Consider the following 18,163-nt stretch of genomic DNA (forward strand, 5'->3'; position numbering starts at 1 on the left):
TGACTGCGAGACCTACAAGTCGAGCAGGGACGAAAGTCGGGCTTAGTGATCCGGTGGTTCCGCATGGAAGGGCCATCGCTCAACGGATAAAAGCTACCCTGGGGATAACAGGCTTATCTCCCCCAAGAGTCCACATCGACGGGGAGGTTTGGCACCTCGATGTCGGCTCATCGCATCCTGGGGCTGAAGTAGGTCCCAAGGGTTGGGCTGTTCGCCCATTAAAGCGGTACGCGAGCTGGGTTCAGAACGTCGTGAGACAGTTCGGTCCCTATCTGTCGCGGGCGTAGGAAGTTTGAGGAGAGCTGTCCTTAGTACGAGAGGACCGGGATGGACGCACCGCTGGTGCACCAGTTGTCACGCCAGTGGCACAGCTGGGTAGCTATGTGCGGACGGGATAAGCGCTGAAAGCATCTAAGCGTGAAGCCCCCTCCAAGATGAGACTTCCCACAGCGCAAGCTGGTAAGACCCCTCATAGACGATGAGGTTGATAGGTTCGGTGTGGAAGCGCGGTAACGCGTGGAGCTGACGAATACTAATCGGTCGAGGACTTATCCACACACTCTTAGCAATCATGCGTATTCAGTTTTGAAGGAATAAACCTTCAACGTTCCTCGGTAGCTCAGTTGGTAGAGCAATCGGCTGTTAACCGATCGGTCGGCGGTTCGAGTCCGTCCCGAGGAGCCATATGGATGGATGTCCGAGCGGCCGAAGGAGCACGATTGGAAATCGTGTAGGCGGTGTCGAACCGTCTCGTGGGTTCAAATCCCACTCCATCCGCCATCTTGGCCCGTTGGTGAAGCGGTTTAACACAGCAGCCTTTCACGCTGTCATACAGGGGTTCGAATCCCCTACGGGTCACCTAGAAAATCCCTACATGTTTGTAGGTGATTTGGAGGCTTAGCTCAGCTGGGAGAGCATCTGCCTTACAAGCAGAGGGTCGGCGGTTCGATCCCGTCAGCCTCCACCATTTATATCAAAGGGCAAGGAAGGTCAGCTAAAAGCGCCACGTTTTGTGGCAACACTGACACTCAGTCGTCCTGACTATCGCGGGATGGAGCAGCTCGGTAGCTCGTCGGGCTCATAACCCGAAGGTCGCAGGTTCAAATCCTGCTCCCGCAACCAAATTTTCTACTTGCTCTACTTGATCAAGTAGGATCGGAGCACCTAGTGGGTGCAAACAAATATGGAGCTGTGGTGAAGTTGGAGTTCACGCCGGTCTGTCACACCGGAGGTCGCGGGTTCGAGTCCCGTCAGCTCCGCCATTTCTAATCAAATGAAATTGGCGAGTAAAGCATGGATATAAGGCTCGGTAGCTCAGTCGGTAGAGCAGAGGACTGAAAATCCTCGTGTCGGCGGTTCGATTCCGTCCCGAGCCACCTTTATAGGGGCATAGTTTAACGGTAGAACGAAGGTCTCCAAAACCTTTGGTGTGGGTTCGATTCCTACTGCCCCTGCCATTTTTCAAAACAATAGTAGTAATCATGGCGGTCGTGGCGAAGGGGTTAACGCACCGGATTGTGGCTCCGGCACTCGTGGGTTCAAGTCCCATCGATCGCCCCATAAATTTATAGTTGGGGATTACTTATTGGGGTATAGCCAAGCGGTAAGGCAACGGACTTTGACTCCGTCATTCCTAGGTTCAAATCCTAGTACCCCAGCCATTAAAATGCGGACGTAGCTCAATTGGTAGAGCGTCGCCTTGCCAAGGCGAAGGTCGAGGGTTCGAGACCCTTCGTCCGCTCCATTTCTCAAATTGTTTTTCCTCATATCATGGAGGCATAGCCAAGTGGTAAGGCACGGGTCTGCAAAACCCTCACCCCCGGTTCAAATCCGGGTGCCTCCTCCAAAATATTTGCCGGTGTGGCGGAATGGCAGACGCGCGCGACTCAAAATCGTGAGGGAAACCGTGGGGGTTCAAGTCCCTTCACCGGCACCATACTTTTACAGGCTAACCCTGAATGTCAAGATATCTTGATGATTGGGGTTTTTTTCTGCTTTAATATGCACATAGTGTAGACAGGGAAATAGACAACTTGTGTACGTAAAAAGACGAGGTGGTTGAGGTGTTTTACAAACTGCAAGACAAGCCACCAATGGGGATTACAACGCTGTCCGTATTACAATGGATGATCGTAACTGTTTCCAGCAGTGTGGCGGTACCACTAATGATTGGAGATATGTACGGCTTGCAGGCTGATGAAATTGGAAAGCTGATGCAGCAGACCATGTTTTACATTGGACTCGCGTCACTACTGCAAGTTTGGATTGGACACCGTTATCCGATGATAGAAGGTCCGGCTGGACTATGGTGGGGGATCTTTATCATTTTGGCTCAACTCGGAACGAGCATGGGTCTCCATCCACAAGAAATTGGTCAATCCTTTCAAGTGGGTATGATATTAGCAGGTCTACTCTTTTTCATTTTTGGCTTATTAGGCTGGATTGGGAAATTACAGAAGTGGTTTACGCCGTTGGTTTCAGGTACGTATATGATTTTACTTGCTGTTTCTTTGTGTAGTAACATTCTCACGGGCATGCTCGGAATTGGTTTTCAGCATTCAAGGGAGGTACAACCGGGTGTAGCACTTGTGTCCATAGGGATCGTAGCCCTTGTTGTGTTCATTATGCGGACTAAGAGATTCTCCAGTTTTGCCGTTTTGTTTGGCATGGTTGGGGGCTGGATCGTGTACGCACTTCTTGGATGGACAGAACCGGTCCGGCCTACTGAGCAATTATTTTCATGGCCTTCTATTTTCTTTTGGGGACCCCCACGCTGGGATTGGGGAGTTGTATTAACGAGTATGCTGACAGGATTCGTTTTGTTGACAAACCTCATGACGAGTTTGTCGGTTATGGGAAAAGCGACAGACACGGTGCCTACTGAAAAGCAGTACAATCGCGGTGGTATTTTTACTGGGGTATCCCATTTCCTGTCAGGCTTGAGCGGTGTGGTAGGTATGATTCCACTTTCCTTGGCAGCAGCTGTTATTCAAACGACGAAAATGGCTTCGCGTCTCCCATTTGTCATAGCGATGCTGGGGATGATGCTGATTGGGCTGCTTCCCACTGTTGCTCACTTTTTGGCGGCTTTGCCTACTCCAGTGGCATATGCAGCGATGTTCATTTCCTATACGCAACTGCTGGGCTTCGGGTTGAAGGATTACGTAAATGTGAAGATGGACGAACGCACGGTAATTGTTGGGGGTAGCTCGCTTTTGGTCGGGATCGGAGTCATGTTCGTACCTGCTGTAGCTTGGCAGAAACTCCCTGCATTGGCTAGCTTTTTGTTCGGAAATGGCTTATTGCTCGGTGTTATTGTGTGCCTGGTCCTGGAACATATCGTTTTTAGAAAAAAGGAAGAAGATAGCGTAAAGAAAGACGGCCAGGCTGCATGACGGGCCGTCTTTTTCTTAGGCAGTAACGATAGAGGAGTGAGTCAGCTCGCCACCGTTGATTTCCGTAAACATGCGACCAACTGAACCTACGATTTCTTTTTTTTTAGATGGTTCCATTTTTTCATGGAAGAAGATGACCTGGAGGAGAGCGCGGCTTTGTTCCGTTACGCATGAACGCTTGGAATCAACAATGGGACTCCCAAATGCGCCGTTACCATCGGCGAGCAGTAGTTTCCCTTCCATGTTGACTTCGCGTCCATTTAATCCTTCATAGACATCTTCGGCGTGGCCGAGTCGACAAGTGATATCACCCGCTAAGTGATTGACGTCATAAATCCCGAACGGAAGCGTGTGCAAAACCGAGAAAAAATTATTCACATCAACGGCGCTGTTGATCCAGAAAAAAGGACTTCCCTGCAACAGCCGGCGAAGCAATGCTTCGGAGGAAGGGCGGTATCTGGACGGATCGATACCAACTTGCTTAAAGCAGGCTCTCCACTCGCGGATGCCTTCTATTTCTGTCAGGTTTGCGGTGTCGTGATCAAGCCGCAAGCTCTCCACATAATAATTGATACGTCCCTGTAGCATTTTGGGGGAGTCACTGACGGAAGCATTGCTGTATTGTAAAATGCCGAGAGAAAATTGCGGCAGATGCTCGGACACGGAAGGATCTAGCTGAACTTTCATCGATAGACACTCCTTACTGAACCTATTTTTGGTAGTATAACAAAAAATTTTTGTGGAAGCGACTAAGCTTCGATACAATAGAAGAGAACAGAGGAGGGAATCCTGACGATGACGATGCGTGAGGTTGAGATTTATACAGATGGAGCTTGTTCCGGCAATCCAGGACCAGGTGGTTGGGGAGCTGTACTGATGTACGGCCAACACATCAAGGAAATGTCCGGTGCCGAACCACATACAACGAATAACAGAATGGAGCTGATGGCGGCCATCAAGGCGCTGTCAACACTGAAGGAGCCTTGTAAGGTGACGCTGTCCAGTGATAGTGCATACTTGGTCAACTGTTTCAAGCAAGGCTGGTATAAAGGCTGGCTGAAAAACGGCTGGAAAAATAGTAAAGGCCAGCAGGTGGAGAATCAGGACTTATGGAAAGAACTGCTGCAATTGATGGACACCCACAAGGTAGAGTACGTAAAAGTCAAAGGACACGCCGACAACAAATGGAACAACCGCTGCGACGAATTGGCGACAGGAGCGATTAAACAACTGTGAACGACTTGCAGTACTGGGAGCAGACAAAGCAGTCCATCATTGATTATGCAAAGGAAATCGGAATCGATAAGATTGGGTTTGCCAGTGCCGATCCATTCACGACCTTAAAAGAACGGCTTCTTGTACATCGGGAAAAGGGTTATGAATCTGGATTTGAAGAGCCTGATCTAGAAAAGAGGACGAACCCGGAACTGTTGTTGGACGGGGCACGTTCGCTGATTTCGATAGCGTTGGCCTATCCTTCCAAGCTCAAAAATCCACCAAAGTCAGAGCCTGGTGCATATCGGGGAATCTTGTGCCGTGCAGCATGGGGAACCGATTACCATCACGTTCTGCGCGACAAGCTGGACAAGCTGACGCGATTCATTATGGAGCTGGAGCCAGGGGCTCGGATCGAATCCATGGTAGATACGGGAGCACTGTCTGATCGTGCGGTAGCTGAGCGAGCAGGGATTGGGTTTGTAGGAAAAAACTGTGCCATCATAACGCCGGAGTTCGGATCATGGGTGTACTTGGGGGAGCTTGTAACGAATCTTCCGTTGCCAAGCGATCACCCAATCGAAGAAGGCTGTGGCGACTGTAATATATGTGTAGACGCTTGTCCGACCGGAGCCTTGATTCAGGGTGGACAGCTTGATGCACAGCGATGTGTAGCTTATTTGACACAGGTGAAAGACTTTATTCCAGATGAATTCCGCGGGAAAATCGGGAATCGGCTGTATGGTTGCGACACTTGTCAGACGGTATGTCCGAAGAATCGTCGCATCGACAACGACCATCATGCTGAATTTCAACCTGACCCGGAGATTGCCAAGCCTTTATTGATTCCGCTGCTTCAGATGAGCAATAAGGAGTTCAAGGAAAAGTTCGGACAATCCTCTTCATCTTGGCGGGGCAAAAAGCCCATTCAGCGCAATGCTATACTAGCACTTGCCCATTTCAAGGATCGGACGGCTGTCCCTCATTTGGAGCGCCTTTTGTTTGAAGACCCTCGTCCAGTCATCCGCGGAACTGCTGCATGGGCGCTTGGAAAAATCGGGGGAGAGCAGGCACAAGAGGCGCTCATTACCGCAAAAGCAAAAGAGGCGTCACCCGAAGTGGTGGAAGAGATAGAAAAAGGCATGAGCATGATTCGTGAACAGGCTTAGTTTGAAGAAGAGAGGGAGGACGTTAAATGGCAAAGGAATTAGGCTATACCATGATGGATTCACCGATTGGACCATTGCTCTTGGCTTCTACAGAAGAAGGGCTATGCTACATTCAGTTTGCCAATGAACAAGACGGATTGGCGCCGCTTGTGCGCTGGTGCAAAAAAACGTTTGTAGGGATTACCCCTACGCGTAACGATGCAATTAATGAGCCTGCAAAAATACAGCTAGAAGAGTATTTTGCAGGCAAACGCAAGACGTTTGATGTTCCAACCGTATTATACGGAACTCCCTTTCAAAAGTCTGTTTGGAATGAGCTATCGAACATTCCCTATGGAGAAACTCGTTCTTACAAAGATATTGCCTTGGCAATTGGAGCGGCGAAAGCTGTTCGGGCTATTGGCGGTGCGAACAATCGTAATCCGATTCCTGTCATTATACCGTGCCATCGTGTCATTGGCTCGAATGGTGCCTTGGTCGGGTACGGAGGTGGCTTATCCATTAAAGAATATTTACTTTCCCTAGAAGAAGGTCCACTTTTTGCTCACGCTTCTTCCTAAAAAGCTGTCTGCTTGCTCGGACAGCTTTTCTTTTTCTTCTGAATGCTCCACGAGCGACATATTCTTCATTGAGATGAACAGTTCATGGGCTTTGTCGCAGTCTGGAGGCGGAAAGGAGGAGGGGAAAGTGGAGTGGCGTGAATTTATTCAGCAATATTTTCAAGCAGTTCACCAGTCATCTATGGATGGAAAGTATGAGCGACTGCTACCCTTTTATTGCACAGAAGAGTCTTGCATACAGGACGAATGGAATCGACTGAACCGTGAGAAGCGGAGAGCTGAGGAACGGGGAGTCAAATTATTGGCTGTCCAGGGACAAGTAACGCCCATGTGCTGGGTAGATACTGATGCCACCATGGAAATAACAGTTCAATGGCAAGAAAATAAAACGCTGGGGATCAAGCAAACCAAGTATAAAGAGGCAAACAAACGATTGTTCCAGCTCCAGTTGCTCAAAACGAACGAAAAGTGGTCGATTATCGGGGCAAGGGAGTCGAATGGTGATCAAAAATTGGTGGTCGAGGAAGAGGAGGAGGAGCCTATCATCGTTGTGTCAGGCGTCGAGGATGCCATCGACCAACCGATGCTGATCGTGCTTGGAGAGGGAGGGTACAACGCTGCAAATGCAGTCGCGTATGCGGAACGCTACTGGAACACGACCAATCCCGTGTATCCTCGTTTTACGGATGACTGCACGAACTTTATTTCGCAATGTTTACACGCAGGCGGAATCCCTATGCTGATGTCTAAAGAGATGGGCAAGGGCTGGTGGATTCGCACGGGAAAAGGCGCCTCTTGGAGTTATAGCTGGACGGTAGCGCATAGCTTGTATTTGCTTTTGAAGTCGGGTGGAGCACCTATGCGGGCAGTTACGAAAAGCTCTGCGGCCGAATTGGTCCCAGGTGATATCATTTGTTATGATTTTAACGGAGATGGGCGTTTTCAGCATAATACGATCGTGGTCGCAAAAGACGCGAATCAGATGCCGTTAGTGAATGCACATACGACAGATAGCAGCATGCGCTACTGGGCATATGAGGATTCCACAGCCTATACGCCCAACATGCGCTATGCCTTCTTTCATATAAGAGGGGTGTAATTACCTCTTGCGATAAAAAGCTCTTCGTATAAAAGCGATGCTGCGAACCAGCCAAATTATTGCTGCGAAAACGAGCATGTCTGAAAAGGTATGCGGTTCTCCTTTGATGGATTGGATGTAAATCAAGCCATGGATCAAGACGATGACAAAAAGCCATGGATTGGCGAGATGAAGCCTTTTCCAACTGGAGCCACCCAGCCATTTTTCTGCCCGTGCAGAAGATGTCAGCCACAGGGCTAGTAGAATGAAAAAGGCAAACAGCCCAAGGTAGTTCGCAACGCCTGTAAGGGTCCAGTTGGGAGATGGCCACATGGTCGGATCAGAGGAAGCGACAAAGAACAGACCCAGCCATCCATCAGCCTTTTCTGAATGGTTTTCATGTATGATCATCAGGCGAGGCTCATTTTCAAAAAGGACGAGCACAAGAATGACGTGCAGCAGTCCAGTTAGCCCAGCCCATATGCCGATATCTCGGCGGATGGACAAGCTGATAGTGGTCCTCCAGCTAGCAGGGAACCAGGACTGGAGTGGACCAATCAGTAAGGTGCAGCCAATCAAAATAAATGAGAGATAGCCGAGAAGCATGCTCCATGTTTCCAGTGCAGGGAACGAAGAAAAATCAACCCACATCCAACTGGCACCTAGCAGGATCAAACTCAGGATGCTCACATGTGCGACAAGGCGTCGCCCAAATGAAATGAGTGCCCCCATCTAATCAGAACTCCTTTCGATAGCCAAAGTTTTCTGATTAGATGCAGCAGGCACTCCAGTTGTTACAGAAGTTGGGCACGGTGGTATAATAGGACATGTACTGGTAACAAGTTCGCAATTTACAAGGAGATTTTCAGATATGCCGTTACATATTGTTTTGCACGAGCCGCTCATCCCTGCCAATACGGGAAATATCGCCCGTTCATGTGCAGCGACAGGAGCGCATCTGCATTTGATTCATCCACTAGGATTTTCAACAGACGATCGTTACCTGAAGCGGGCTGGTCTCGATTATTGGCATGCGGTTAATGTTCACCATCATGAGAGCTTCGAGCACTTTGTTGAGGCACAAGGAGAAGGTGCGGGCACTTTTTACTTTGTGGAGACCTGGGGGGAAAAGTTGTATACGGACGTTGCCTTCCGGGATGGCGACTACATTATCTTGGGCAAGGAGACGACAGGCTTGCCAGAAGAGCTGACAGAAAAATATCGGGAGCAGACTATTCGCATCCCGATGAGCGGTGCGACCCGTTCTGTGAACCTGTCCAATTGTGCAGCTATTGTCTTATTTGAGGGACTTCGCCAGTTAGGTTTTCCATCGTTATCGTAAGGCATTTGGGAGGGAGAGATCCATTATGACTGTGAACACCATCCTGTTTGATTTGGACGGTACGCTATTAGAGATGCAGACAGAACCCTTTGTCAAAAGTTACTTGGTTGAAGTAGGCCGTCATGTCGGAGATAAGTACGATACCGAAAAGCTGTTGGCGTTGGTTTGGGATGCGACCAAAGCAATGATCATGAACCAAGAGCCCGACAAGACGAACGAGCAAGTTTTTATCGAACATTTTACGGAACACAGTGAATGGGATCGGGAGGAAATATGGCCTCTGTTCGATTCGTTTTATCGCGATGTGTTTCCGACACTGTCTCACCTGACGTATCCTTCGCCATGGGCAAAGCAGATTATTGCTGCCGCCAAAGAACAAGGATTTCGGGTTGCAGTAGCGACGAATCCTGTTTTCCCGCGGGATGCGATTCACCATCGCCTCGCTTGGATAGGGATGTCCCCGGATGATTTCGAGCTGGTCACCGTGTATGAGGAATCACATTTCACGAAGCCGAATCCTGGTTATTATAATGAGATTTGCCAAAAGCTTGGGGTTGAGCCGACAGACTGTGTCATGGTCGGGAATCACATGCAGGAGGACATGGTCGCATCCAAGCTGGGAATGAAAACGTTTCTGGTAACCAATTGGATGGAAGACCGTGGTGAGCCTCAGTATCAGGTCGATCAGCGGGGATCATTAGAAGAACTGTTTACGGCGATCTCTGAAAAAAGCGGCGTGTTTGCAGGGTAAGAAATAATTATGAAAGTATAACCGAGAAGCAGGGTGTCCGTTTGAAAAAATGGCCAAGCCTGCTTTTTCACATACTTTTCCCAAAATCATCAGATAGGCTAGGAGGTGTACAACTACGTTTTACATAATAAAAGGAGGAAATCTTGCATGAAAAAACTTGTTTCGTCTCTGGTTATGACTACCTTGCTGTTTAGTGGTATCTCTGTAGTGGCTGCGGCGGATACAGGAGCGGATTCTACAGTTAAGCACTCGAAAGCGGAGAAAAAGGAAGAAAACAGAGCAAAACTGAACGAGAAGGCTGCCAAGTGGGGCGTCGAAACCACGGATCAAACAAATAAGGAAGTAAAAGCAGCCATTCAAGAAGCAAAAGCCGCAAAGAAAGTAGAAAGCGCTGAGAAAAAGGCAGCAAAAGAAGCAGCAAAAGAAGCGAAGAAACAAGAACAGCTTGCGAAGCTAAACGGTAAGGCTGTAAAGCTGGGCGTTAATACGGCAGGTAAAACAGCGAAGGAAGTAAAAGCGGCTATTCAAGAAGCAAAAGTAGCAAAAAAAGCAGCAAACGCTGAGAAAAAGGCAGCAAAAGAAGCGAAGAAACAAGAACAGCTCACGAACCTGAAAGAAAAGGCTGCCAAGTGGGGCGTTGAAACAGCAGGCAAGAGCGCAAAAGAAATCAAGGCAGAAATCGTAGCGAAAAAAGCAGAAAAGAAAGAGAATAAGAAATAACAAGAAAACAAAAAAAGCAGGTCGCCACAGTAGGCAGCCTGCTTTTTTCCCTGGATGCTTCTTACAGGTTCCAGGTTTTGTCCTCGTTGTAGCCAGCTGTCAGAGTGAAAAACAGAAAAGCTCCAAAGACCAATGCTACGATAAATGTACCCACGTTTGACAGCCCCTTTCGTAAACAAACTACTCCCATTATAGCGTAGCCTGCCCACTTTGCAAACGCCTTAAAGCTGTTGCTCCCTTACGTAAGTGACAATTTTCGATGGTCATTCACGAGTTTCAAGAAGGCACAAAGCGAAATGGGCACACTCAGTATTTCTCCTGTATCGAGTTCCATTCCTGTCACTGCTTGGTAAATAAATACCGAGAGAATTACCAAGGTTGCGATGCCGGTCAAATAAAGTCCTTTTTTCACTTGAATGCGTTCTGTTTGGATGTCCATGTTCGTTCCTCCGTTATTTTAGGCCAATCCATATTGGCTTTCCGTGTCTGTTGCTTATGATTGTATTTTACAGGGGGAGAGGGATTACAAACTATCGAATCAACTTACAGCTACGCTCGTTAAACCTTACAATTCCGTAATCTTCCAAGCAGCCAAAAAGCAATGTGCCTTATTTTTATGGGAAGATTGCTGAAACTTGTGCTGATGTCGCGCATACACATATGTAAAGGCTGTAAGAGCCTGTTGGCAACCGGAGAAAACGGCTTGCACGTGAATGCGTGACCGCAGGCGGACATATACATGAGAGTACATTGTCGTTGGGAAGAGAGAGGGGCTTAAGAGGGAGGAGTGTCGAACATGGACATTTTAAAACGGATCGCTGAGCACCGGGCCCGCGAAGAAAACCTGATGTGGAGAGGAACATTCGCCGAATATTTGCAACTAGTACGTAAAAATCCGCAAATTGCCCAGACGGCGCACTCACGCGTCTACAACATGATTAAAAGCGCGGGGGTTGAAGAGAACGAGGACGGCTCACGTTCGTATCAATTTTTTAGTCGAGAAATCTTCGGATTGGATCGTTCTGTTGAGCGCCTAGTGGAGGAATATTTCCACTCGGCTGCACGTCGTCTGGATGTCCGCAAACGCATCTTGCTCTTAATGGGACCTGTCAGTGGCGGTAAGTCTACGCTCGTGACGATGCTCAAGCGGGGACTGGAGGAGTATTCCAGAACGGAAGACGGAGCGATCTTTGCACTTGATGGTTGCCCGATGCACGAAGAGCCTCTTCATCTAATCCCGCACGATCTACGTCTAGAGGTAGAAGAAGAGCTAGGCATCAAGATTGAAGGAGAATTGACGCCCTATAACCGGATGAGGTTGGAGACCGAATACGGAGGGTGCATCGAGGATTTCCCTGTTCGCCGGATTTTGTTTTCCGAAGCCAATCGTGTCGGGATCGGTACATTTAGCCCTTCCGATCCGAAGTCACAGGATATTGCCGATTTGACGGGGAGCATCGACTTTTCGACGATTACGAAGTACGGCTCTGAGTCTGACCCTCGTGCGTATCGTTTTGATGGGGAGCTGAACAAAGCCAATCGCGGATTGATGGAATTCCAGGAAATGCTGAAATGCGACGAGAAATTTTTGTGGCATCTCCTTTCGCTGACACAGGAAGGAAACTTCAAGGCAGGTCGTTTTGCCCTCATTTCTGCAGATGAGCTGATTGTTGCGCACACGAACGAATCGGAGTACAAGGCTTTTATTGGGAATAAGAAAAATGAGGCACTGCAATCTCGGATTATCGTCATGCCGATGCCGTATAATCTGCGTGTCAGTGATGAAGAAAAAATATACGCGAAATTAATTAAGCAATCCGACTTGGGGCATGTGCATATTGCACCACATGCGCTCCGGTCAGCAGCAGTCTTTTCCATTATGACCCGCTTGAAAGAATCGAAAAAACAAGGGGCCGATCTGCTGAAAAAGATGCGGCTGTATGACGGTGAATCGGTGGAAGGCTTCAAGGGAGCCGATCTGGAAGAGTTGCGTAACGAGCATGCCGATGAAGGAATGTCCGGTATTGATCCGCGTTATGTTATCAACCGTATCTCTAGTGCACTGATCCGTCGCGATACGGAGTGCATCAATGCGCTTGATATTCTTCGGGCGCTAAAAGAAGGCTTTGACCAGCATCCGTCCATCACCAAGGAGCAGCGGGAGAGGTATATGAACTTCATCTCGATCGCGCGCAAGGAATACGACGAGCTGGCGAAAAAAGAAGTGCAGAAGGCGTTTGTCTACAGCTATGAAGAGTCGGCAAAAACGCTTATGGATAACTATTTGGACAATGTAGAAGCTTATTGCAACATGAACAAAATCCGTGATCCCGTTACCGGTGAGGAGATGGATCCAGATGAGCGCCTGATGCGTTCCATCGAGGAGCAAATCGGCATCTCGGAAAATGCCAAGCGGGCCTTCCGTGAAGAAATTCTCATCCGTATCTCGGCCTACGCGCGTAAAGGGAAGCGCTTTGACTACAGCACGCATGATCGTCTACGGGAAGCTATCGAGAAGAAGCTGTTTGCCGATCTGAAGGATGTCGTCAAGATTACGACCTCGAACAAAACACCGGATGAGCATCAGCTCAAGAAAATTAATGAGGTTACCAAGCGTCTTATCGAAGAGCATCAATATTGCCCGGTTTGCGCAAATGAGCTGCTGCGCTACGTGGGAAGCCTGTTGAACAGATGACAGAACGTTGGCGACATGAGGGGCACGTCATAATCATATTCGGCGCAGATTGCGCCAGTTGCTAGGAGGAGACGGCATGAAAGATGAATCATCGTTCATTGTCTCCCGGGAAGACTGGTCGCTGCACCGCAAAGGGTACCAGGACCAAAATCGACACCAGGAAAAAGTGAAAGAAGCGATCAAAAAAAATCTGCCCGATCTCGTCAGCGAAGAAAACATCATCATGTCGAATGGTCGGGAAGTCATTAAGATCCCTATTCGCTCCCTGGATGAATACCGATTGCGTTTTAACTTCCAAAAGGGAAAACATGGCGGTCAAGGTAAAGGAAACAGTAAAGTAGGCGATGTCGTAGCCCGTGACGGTGATCCTGCGCAAGGGCCAGGAAAGGGTCAGGGAGCGGGCGACCAGCCAGGTGTAGACTACTATGAGGCTGAAATCAGCGTAGAAGAATTGCAGGAGATGCTTTTCGCCGAGCTGGAGCTGCCGAACCTTCAACAAAAAGACGAGGAACAAATCGTCGTGGAAGAGACTCGGTTCAATGATGTCAGGAAAAAGGGCTTGATGGGCAATATTGATAAAAAACGTACGCTGATTGCGGCCATCCGCCGAAATGCGCTGGCAGGCTACAGTGATATGGAGCTGGGGATCACTGATGATGATCTGCGCTTCAAGACGTGGGAAGAGATCATCAAGCCTCATTCCAATGCTGTCATTATTGCGATGATGGATACTTCCGGATCGATGGGCGTGTTTGAAAAGTATATCGCCCGCAGCTTTTTCTTCTGGATGGTACGGTTTTTACGCACCAAGTACGAAAAGGTCGAGATCGTCTTCATTGCCCATCATACGGATGCGAAGGAAGTGACGGAGGACACCTTTTTCTCGAAAGGGGAGAGCGGGGGGACGATCTGCTCCTCTGCTTACAAAAAAGCGTTGGAGATCATCGATAGCCGCTACCCGACATCGCAGTACAACATTTACCCGTTCCATTTTTCCGATGGCGACAACCTCACGTCTGACAATGAACGTTGCGTAAAGCTGGTAAAAGAGCTCATAGAGAGATGCAACATGTTCGGCTATGGGGAAGTGAATCAGTATAATAGGCACAGTACCCTCATGTCAGCGTATCGCCACATCAAGGAGCCGAAATTCATGCATTGTGTCATTCGGGAAAAGGGCGAGGTATACAAGGCGTTGCGTACTTTCTTTGGCAAGAAAGAAGCTGTGAGGTAATCCATAGAAGCAACCGGGCGAGAAATCGTCCGGTTGACTTGTATTTGTTTGCATGAGTCGGATGAACAAAATGTGAGGGGTGTTACTATGTATCCACAAAAGCATCGGATGCGCAACACGGGAGCCTTCACTTTCTTGGCATACTTTACATTAGGCGCAGGTGTACTGCTATTTTCCATCGGTTTATACAATGCGACGGGTCTTCAGCTGCACGAAAAGGGATACTATATCGCATGCATGCTTCTAGTAGCAGTTGGATCGATTTTGACACAAAAAGTAGTGAGAGATAATGCAGAGGATCGAGCGATTATTGAGGAGCAGGAAAGAGAATTTAACTTGAAGGTATCGAAAGTGGAGAAAGAAACGCCGAAATAGCCCAATCCTATAGAATAATCAGTAGCGTGGAGAGCTAATGAGATGATCGCAAAATAAAACCGTCAGAGTCATGCCCTGACGGTTTTTCGAATGAGCTCGATAAACTCCTCTGCTTTCTCGATATGTGGAGCGTGCCCCACATTTTCCATGACAATCTCCTGATAGGAACCACCAGCGCGCTGATATTGTTCGAGCACGTCACGAATTTGGGAGACCATCGGCTGAGGGGGATATTCGTCTTCCCCCGGCCAGCCGGGGACATAGCCACGCTTGCCCAGCGTACCGAAATCAGCCAGCGACTGATCCGAGACAATGGCATCATCTGCACCGCGAATCCATAAAATCGGACACTTCGGCTCCATCTGGACAATACCGGACAAATTTACGTATTTGGGAGAAATCGCATTCGTAATTCCTTTCGTTCCAGGAGCAACGCCGGGCCAATCGTTCACGTATTCAAAGGTACCGGGGTAAAAGTCCTCTCCCGTTCTCGTAGAGAGTATGGCGCGCACATAACGGTCTTCCTGCTCTGGGCCAACTTGGAATGGGGGCTTGAAATAAAGCTGATTCATGACATTGCGAGGACTGGAGGGAGATTCATTTCCCATATCTTTGGCTGCAATCCTTTTGACCAGCTCGGAGTTGACGGCTCCCCCACCTGAGCCCGAGAAGCTGCTGTAGCACGGGTTGCCAGCTATATCCTTGGTTCCACCAAAGCCGTAAGGGGACATAGGGGCGATGAGAATCAGAGAGCGGACTTCCTGCGGGTGATCGATGGCAAACTGCATCGCGATCCCGCCACCCAACGACCAGCCGGCAAGATGGACAGGTGTTGGCAAGCCCAATGCCCGAATAAACGAATGAAGGTCATCCGACCAGTCTCGCAAACCGCGTGTCGCATCAATGGGCAATGCTTCACTTGCTCCATAGCCTCGCATATCAGGTGCATATACACGGTACTGGTCACATAGAGCCGCAATGGTATCATCCCAGAACAAGTTGGCTGACGCATTGCCGTGAATGAGGAGGAGCGGTTCTCCTTCCGGTACGCCTGCTGTCAGGTAGGAAACGAGCAATCGATCGGTCTGAATCGTTTTGGTTTCGATTCGTGCATCCATCAATGATGTGCCTCCTTTCAAGTGATTGATATCAGAATATTCTTATTATATACCCATTCAGTTACAAAATGAAAAAAGAAAACAACCGCCATTGAAAAGGCGGTTGCAGGAAGGCTACATATGGAGACCACGCATTTGCTGTTCGATTTTCTCAAAGCCGCCAGAAACCTTAACGACTTCGTCTTTTTGCTCAGAAACGAGAACAAGCACTTCTTCCAGGCTCTCTTTGTTCTTGTCGGTAATATCGGCGTTGACTTCTACTTTTGCGCCAACTTCCTGAATCATGCTGTGAACATGGACGATGAACTCTTGCAGGTTCTTCGTTTTATCGGCGAAGTTTTGCATGTAGTTGTCTACATTGGTGAACATTTCTTGTACTTCGAGGATGCCCTCGCTATTTTTCTCAAAAGACGTCTGTGACTCGGAAATCATATCCGATACGAGCTTCATTTTTTCACGAATGGTCATGAGCAAGCTCGAGATCGACTCGGAGGATAGCTTGGAGGATTCAGCGAGCTTGCGTACTTCATCTGCTACGACAGCAAATCCTCGGCCGTGTTCACCTGCCCGAGACGCTTCAATCGTGGCATTGAGTGCCAACAGGTTGGTTTGTGCAGAAATATCGGAAATGGTTTGAATGATTTTCCCAATCGATTCGGTTTCTTTATTGAGCTCTTGAATCAGCTGGTTCGTACCTTGGATGTCCGTGATGAATCGTTCAAAGTCATTGCCGATGTTGCCGATGCGTTTTCCACTCTCGCTAGTGGCTTCTTTGGTCGATTCTACGTACTCATGCATCTCTGTAACAGAGCGGGTCATGTCCTCAACTTGCAGATTCGTGGAGCTCATTTCCCGACGCAGCTCGTCCGTATTGCTAGTCTGGACCGTAAAGGACTCCATAATGTCTTGCAGGGAAGCAACGGTTTCGACAGCGCGAACATTTACACCATCTGTTACCTTGTTCAAATTCTCTTGATAGTCTTGCATAGAGGTGAGAGATTCATTGATTTGATCGAGAACACGTTGCAACGATTCCTTCGAGGCAATCGCTTCTTGCTTTTGTTGCTCACTTTCCTCTTGTAGTTTGTTATTGAATACAGCATGCATCATGCTCGTGATAGAGACGAAGCAGAAGGTGAGCAGGAAGTACATCAGGTCAAGATTGCTTGTCGAATGGAAAATCAATTCTCTCTGTGTCAGGAAGTAGTAAGAGACAATGCCTAATGTCGATACAATGGTCAAAATATTGATGAGTCGGTCTTGATAAATCCCCATGACTGCTACAAAGAACATAATGGTCATGATATTGATCATATGCGGGTCCAGTCCAACAATGATGAACATGAAGATTCCGATTACAGCGAAGTTGAAAAACTTCATGAAAGGCGCTGCTTTTTCACGGAAGCTCGGGCGATTGGAGATGTAAGTAAAAGGTGCCAGCACGCCATACAAAATACCCAGTATTGTGAAAACGAATGTGTACGAAACGCCTAGAAAGAGGTTTAAGACCTGAACAACCGTAATAATACTTGCAAATACGATTACGACCCAATTGTTTCTTCTTCTCAATAAATCAACGTTATCAATGTTATCCATGTTATCCATGTTACCCACCTACCTCGACTTTTACTTGATTGGACGACGACGAATTGTACCAGGAATATTTCGGATCGTGCTTATTGTCATAGACATCTTTTAGATGAAAGAGGGTCGGAATGGCATCGGCCCCTTTGTAAAAGACAATATCTTTGGTCTGAGTCGCCTTTACTTGATACTTCGTGTTAATAAATTTAAAAAAAGTTGGATCTGCTACCCCGATTGCGTGGGTATAGCCATGCTTTTCAGCGTAATCTATCATCAAGCAAATTCCTTTTTGCCCTAGTTGTCCACGGTATTTCGGCAAAACAGCAAGACTGTCTACCTCCATTACTTTCATATCTTCTGTAACAACATCTTGAAATAGTGATTTCATATAAGCACTTGATTTGGAAAAGGGCGTCATTTCAAATGTTCCACCTGCTTCACCATCATCGGCAAGTAGGAGGAATTGTGCGGAGCCTTCTTTCGCGTACTCCATCTCGAAGCCCATGCTTGTCCATACTGTTTCTTTGATTTCATGAAATTTAGCTAACTCTTGTACGGTTTCTACTTGTTTGTACATAACTTCTCCACTCCATCGTTTTCTGATTACCGTGTTGTGTATGTTTGACGTCCCAAAAGTTATGTTTTTCCATTCTGTTGCAAAAATGAGAGTGCTTTCATCCCCCTTTCAAAAAACGAAACACAAAAAAAGGCCGTTCCATCGAAATGGAACAACCGAAGCTACCAACATCAAAAAAATTGTTCCAAGATGATGGCAACCCGGCTATCATGGTCAAAGACTGTAGACCCGTGGTTTTGCGTCGCCACCTTTCGATGACTTTGCCTTTTGCATTTATTAGCAAAACTTGTAAAAGTGTGTCGAATTTTGCTGGACATAATCATGCAAAATATAAGACAAAAGATATACTT

17 protein-coding genes, 13 tRNA genes, 1 rRNA gene and 1 riboswitch (1 of these 32 cut by a window edge) are annotated in these 18,163 nt (G+C 47.9%); of the genes, 25 read left to right on the forward strand and 6 right to left on the reverse strand.

What is annotated here, in order from left to right; genetic code table 11:
• From BBR47_RS05670 to BBR47_RS05740, 15 genes are all read left to right on the forward strand, one after another.
• Positions 1-556 (forward strand): 23S ribosomal RNA (locus BBR47_RS05670); it begins 2,373 nt to the left of the window's first position.
• Positions 557-608: 52 nt separating this feature from the next.
• A tRNA-Asn gene (locus tag BBR47_RS05675) sits at positions 609-684 on the forward strand.
• A 3-nt stretch (positions 685-687) separates the two neighbouring features.
• Positions 688-780 (forward strand) — tRNA-Ser (locus tag BBR47_RS05680).
• Positions 781-784: 4 nt separating this feature from the next.
• Positions 785-858 (forward strand) — tRNA-Glu (locus BBR47_RS05685).
• Between the two features lie 33 nt (positions 859-891).
• A tRNA-Val gene (locus BBR47_RS05690) sits at positions 892-967 on the forward strand.
• Between the two features lie 78 nt (positions 968-1,045).
• Positions 1,046-1,122 (forward strand) — tRNA-Met (locus BBR47_RS05695).
• A gap of 63 nt (positions 1,123-1,185) precedes the next feature.
• Positions 1,186-1,262 (forward strand) — tRNA-Asp (locus BBR47_RS05700).
• A gap of 41 nt (positions 1,263-1,303) precedes the next feature.
• Positions 1,304-1,376 (forward strand) — tRNA-Phe (locus BBR47_RS05705).
• A gap of 7 nt (positions 1,377-1,383) precedes the next feature.
• A tRNA-Trp gene (locus BBR47_RS05710) sits at positions 1,384-1,457 on the forward strand.
• 27 nt (positions 1,458-1,484) lie between these two features.
• Positions 1,485-1,560: transfer RNA gene (locus BBR47_RS05715), tRNA-His, on the forward strand.
• A gap of 26 nt (positions 1,561-1,586) precedes the next feature.
• Positions 1,587-1,661: transfer RNA gene (locus tag BBR47_RS05720), tRNA-Gln, on the forward strand.
• 7 nt (positions 1,662-1,668) lie between these two features.
• Positions 1,669-1,744: transfer RNA gene (locus BBR47_RS05725), tRNA-Gly, on the forward strand.
• Between the two features lie 28 nt (positions 1,745-1,772).
• Positions 1,773-1,846 (forward strand) — tRNA-Cys (locus BBR47_RS05730).
• Between the two features lie 8 nt (positions 1,847-1,854).
• A tRNA-Leu gene (locus BBR47_RS05735) sits at positions 1,855-1,936 on the forward strand.
• 127 nt (positions 1,937-2,063) lie between these two features.
• Positions 2,064-3,395, forward strand: coding sequence for a purine/pyrimidine permease (locus BBR47_RS05740; protein WP_012684800.1), 1,332 nt, complete (start codon positions 2,064-2,066; stop codon positions 3,393-3,395).
• 15 nt (positions 3,396-3,410) lie between these two features.
• On the opposite strand, the gene BBR47_RS05745 is transcribed toward BBR47_RS05740, so the two are convergent.
• The gene (locus BBR47_RS05745) at positions 3,411-4,082 is read right to left on the reverse strand and encodes a B3/B4 domain-containing protein (protein WP_012684801.1); all 672 of its coding nucleotides are present in this window, start codon (positions 4,080-4,082) and stop codon (positions 3,411-3,413) included.
• Positions 4,083-4,196: 114 nt separating this feature from the next.
• On the opposite strand from BBR47_RS05745, the gene rnhA reads away from it, so the two are divergent.
• From rnhA to BBR47_RS05765, 4 genes are all read left to right on the forward strand, one after another.
• Entirely contained in the window at positions 4,197-4,631 is a 435-nt protein-coding gene (gene rnhA, locus BBR47_RS05750) for a ribonuclease HI (RefSeq protein ID WP_026134128.1), read from the forward strand.
• Positions 4,628-5,779 carry a tRNA epoxyqueuosine(34) reductase QueG gene (gene queG / locus BBR47_RS05755; RefSeq protein ID WP_012684803.1) on the forward strand — a complete coding sequence of 384 codons (1,152 nt, stop codon included), beginning with the start codon at positions 4,628-4,630 and terminating at the stop codon, positions 5,777-5,779. The genes rnhA and queG overlap by 4 nt, the downstream gene beginning before the upstream one ends.
• A gap of 26 nt (positions 5,780-5,805) precedes the next feature.
• Positions 5,806-6,339 (forward strand): methylated-DNA--[protein]-cysteine S-methyltransferase, encoded by a 534-nt coding sequence (locus BBR47_RS05760; RefSeq protein ID WP_012684804.1) that lies wholly within the window; start codon positions 5,806-5,808, stop codon positions 6,337-6,339.
• A gap of 127 nt (positions 6,340-6,466) precedes the next feature.
• Positions 6,467-7,438: an amidase domain-containing protein gene (locus tag BBR47_RS05765; protein WP_041749787.1), complete on the forward strand. Its 972-nt coding sequence runs from the start codon at positions 6,467-6,469 to the stop codon at positions 7,436-7,438.
• Here the strand turns inward: BBR47_RS05765 and BBR47_RS05770 are convergent, their stop codons facing one another.
• Positions 7,439-8,149, reverse strand: a complete 711-nt coding sequence (locus BBR47_RS05770) for a ferric reductase-like transmembrane domain-containing protein (protein WP_012684806.1) — start codon at positions 8,147-8,149, stop codon at positions 7,439-7,441. It lies immediately after the preceding gene.
• 139 nt (positions 8,150-8,288) lie between these two features.
• On the opposite strand from BBR47_RS05770, the gene trmL reads away from it, so the two are divergent.
• The 3 genes from trmL to BBR47_RS05785 all read left to right on the forward strand — a co-directional run bounded on the left by trmL (position 8,289) and on the right by BBR47_RS05785 (position 10,230).
• Positions 8,289-8,759: a tRNA (uridine(34)/cytosine(34)/5-carboxymethylaminomethyluridine(34)-2'-O)-methyltransferase TrmL gene (gene trmL, locus BBR47_RS05775; RefSeq protein WP_012684807.1), complete on the forward strand. Its 471-nt coding sequence runs from the start codon at positions 8,289-8,291 to the stop codon at positions 8,757-8,759.
• A 25-nt stretch (positions 8,760-8,784) separates the two neighbouring features.
• On the forward strand, positions 8,785-9,510 hold the full coding sequence (locus BBR47_RS05780; RefSeq protein WP_012684808.1) for an HAD family hydrolase: 726 nt from the start codon (positions 8,785-8,787) through the stop codon (positions 9,508-9,510).
• Positions 9,511-9,657: 147 nt separating this feature from the next.
• On the forward strand, positions 9,658-10,230 hold the full coding sequence (locus BBR47_RS05785) for a hypothetical protein (protein ID WP_012684809.1): 573 nt from the start codon (positions 9,658-9,660) through the stop codon (positions 10,228-10,230).
• 238 nt (positions 10,231-10,468) lie between these two features.
• On the opposite strand, the gene BBR47_RS05790 is transcribed toward BBR47_RS05785, so the two are convergent.
• Complete coding sequence (locus BBR47_RS05790; RefSeq protein WP_012684810.1) at positions 10,469-10,669, reverse strand: hypothetical protein; 201 nt, start codon at positions 10,667-10,669, stop codon at positions 10,469-10,471.
• Between the two features lie 357 nt (positions 10,670-11,026).
• Here BBR47_RS05790 and BBR47_RS05795 point away from each other — a divergent pair, with 357 nt between their 5' ends.
• From BBR47_RS05795 to BBR47_RS05805, 3 genes are all read left to right on the forward strand, one after another.
• Complete coding sequence (locus BBR47_RS05795) at positions 11,027-12,925, forward strand: PrkA family serine protein kinase (RefSeq protein WP_012684811.1); 1,899 nt, start codon at positions 11,027-11,029, stop codon at positions 12,923-12,925.
• Positions 12,926-13,001: 76 nt separating this feature from the next.
• The gene (gene yhbH / locus BBR47_RS05800) at positions 13,002-14,159 is read left to right on the forward strand and encodes a sporulation protein YhbH (protein WP_012684812.1); all 1,158 of its coding nucleotides are present in this window, start codon (positions 13,002-13,004) and stop codon (positions 14,157-14,159) included.
• A gap of 87 nt (positions 14,160-14,246) precedes the next feature.
• Positions 14,247-14,534 (forward strand): YiaA/YiaB family inner membrane protein, encoded by a 288-nt coding sequence (locus BBR47_RS05805; RefSeq protein ID WP_012684813.1) that lies wholly within the window; start codon positions 14,247-14,249, stop codon positions 14,532-14,534.
• A 68-nt stretch (positions 14,535-14,602) separates the two neighbouring features.
• Here BBR47_RS05805 and BBR47_RS05810 read toward each other — a convergent pair whose 3' ends face one another.
• From BBR47_RS05810 to BBR47_RS05820, 3 genes are all read right to left on the reverse strand, one after another.
• Positions 14,603-15,652, reverse strand: coding sequence for an alpha/beta fold hydrolase (locus BBR47_RS05810; RefSeq protein ID WP_012684814.1), 1,050 nt, complete (start codon positions 15,650-15,652; stop codon positions 14,603-14,605).
• A gap of 114 nt (positions 15,653-15,766) precedes the next feature.
• On the reverse strand, positions 15,767-17,257 hold the full coding sequence (locus tag BBR47_RS05815; RefSeq protein WP_012684815.1) for a methyl-accepting chemotaxis protein: 1,491 nt from the start codon (positions 17,255-17,257) through the stop codon (positions 15,767-15,769).
• Position 17,258: 1 nt separating this feature from the next.
• Positions 17,259-17,813, reverse strand: coding sequence for a GNAT family N-acetyltransferase (locus tag BBR47_RS05820; protein ID WP_012684816.1), 555 nt, complete (start codon positions 17,811-17,813; stop codon positions 17,259-17,261).
• A gap of 191 nt (positions 17,814-18,004) precedes the next feature.
• Positions 18,005-18,088: riboswitch (cyclic di-GMP riboswitch) on the reverse strand.
• Positions 18,089-18,163 lie beyond the last annotated feature (75 nt).

It is taken from the genome of Brevibacillus brevis NBRC 100599 (assembly GCF_000010165.1).
GTDB classification, from domain to species: Bacteria; Bacillota; Bacilli; order Brevibacillales; family Brevibacillaceae; genus Brevibacillus; species Brevibacillus brevis_D.